This window comes from Chryseobacterium jejuense (genome assembly GCF_017877355.1).
GTDB lineage: Bacteria > Bacteroidota > Bacteroidia > Flavobacteriales > Weeksellaceae > Chryseobacterium > Chryseobacterium jejuense_A.
Genome location: NZ_JAGIPR010000029.1, coordinates 1 through 1,573, shown reverse-complemented (window position 1 = coordinate 1,573; position 1,573 = coordinate 1). Strand labels below are relative to the sequence as shown.

Here is a 1,573-nt window from a genome sequence, read left to right as displayed (position 1 = left end):
CGCCGTATAAATTTAATGGTAAAGAGCAGGATGACGAGACAGGTTACTATTATTATGGAGCGAGATATTATAATCCTAGGGTAAGTCTTTGGTTGTCTGTCGACCCACTAGCGGAGAAAATGCCAAGCTGGTCGCCCTATAACTATACTTTCAATAATCCAGTAAAATATACAGATCCAGACGGAAGAGAACCATTTAATGAGTATGATAAGAATGGCAAAATGATTAGTAATTTAGGTGGAAATAAAATAGATTTTTACCATCAAAGAAATGGAGACACTAAAGTAGTTAGTCGACAAACTGGAGCTTCAAATATTATTAAAGGCGGAGAATCTATTATTAGTGGTTATACTCATAGAGGAAAAGATGTAGGATGGGGAACTATAACAGGTGAATATTTTGGAGGAGACGGACCTACTCGTAGTTTGTTTAGCGATTTTAATGATTCTAATGATGGACCTTTTGCTTCTCTAGACAAAGCATCATCTCCGTATTCTTCTTTAGCAAGACAAGCATCATTAAACTCACAAGATCCAAAAGGGTTTGTAGAGATGACATATCTTCAGGCTAATCCTCTAAAAGCAAATTTTGATATGTATGAGCAGATGTGGGGAAGATCTACTGTATCTTGGTACAAATTAGGAGACGAAACACTTTTTTTAATGTTAGATTCAAAATCTCAGGAGTCATTATTTTATAGATTACCAGTAAATAATTTTGAAAGAACCGAAGGAAAAGTAAATAGCTTTGGAAATACATATCAGACTTATATGTGGACTGAAAGCAATTCCGAAGTTCAAAAAAAAGCAATTAACCCAACCTTAAAGAACGTTTTTAAACAGGCTGTAACACCATCATCTATATTAACAAGACCTTGATTTTAAATCGAACATCTTAAATTTGATAAATATGAAAAAAAGTATAAGTTTAATTTTATTACCTTTTTTATTTTCGTGCCAAAATATTAGTAATGAAGATATGTATGGAAAATATTCGCCTGTATCATATAAAAATACATATGATACCCTGACAATTCACAGAGATGGAGTGTACAATAGGGTTATTTATAATAGGGAAGGGAAAAAGTTATTGGATTACGATTCAAAATATAAAATAGATAATCAATCTATAACACTTTCAAAATTTTATCTAAATTTAGACAAAGATTTAATTGCTTTTCCAGAGGATGTAGAAGACACTAATACAACTTATATAACTTCTTTCAAAAAAAAAGATAAAAACATTTTTCTCTGCTTTGGTCATTATGGAGAAAATTGTTATCAAAAGATTCTAGAATAAATAAACAAAAGAGGCTGTCTCAAAAGGACAGTCTCTTTTTTGTATTTCATTGAAAAAAGATTTCGATATTTTGATTTAAAAAAAAATATCTTGAAAAAAAGAAGATATAAGTCAAAAAAGCAGTCTGTTTTAGGCTGCTTTTGACATTTTGTTCAGATTGTGGGCAATTGCAAGTATGCCGATTTCTACCTCGACTTTATTTTTTCCCCGAAGCATGAATCGTTTAAAATTTTTGTTGTGTTTGAGTTGTGCAAAAACAGGTTCAACATCATGG

The 1,573-nt window shown here is 31.3% G+C and carries 3 protein-coding genes; 2 read left to right on the top strand and 1 reads right to left on the bottom strand.

The features are described 5' to 3' along the window. Both J2772_RS24100 and J2772_RS24095 read left to right on the top strand, forming a co-directional pair. Nucleotides 1–878 (top strand): RHS repeat-associated core domain-containing protein (locus J2772_RS24100; protein WP_317194535.1); only part of this gene is annotated, 878 nt, incomplete at its 5' end. 31 nt (nucleotides 879–909) lie between these two features. Beyond that, nucleotides 910–1,299 carry a hypothetical protein gene (locus J2772_RS24095; RefSeq protein WP_209921602.1) on the top strand — a complete coding sequence of 130 codons (390 nt, stop codon included), beginning with the start codon at nucleotides 910–912 and terminating at the stop codon, nucleotides 1,297–1,299. A gap of 129 nt (nucleotides 1,300–1,428) precedes the next feature. On the opposite strand, the gene J2772_RS24090 is transcribed toward J2772_RS24095, so the two are convergent. Then, on the bottom strand, nucleotides 1,429–1,573 hold a 145-nt coding region (locus tag J2772_RS24090), incomplete at its 5' end, for a transposase (RefSeq protein ID WP_209921604.1).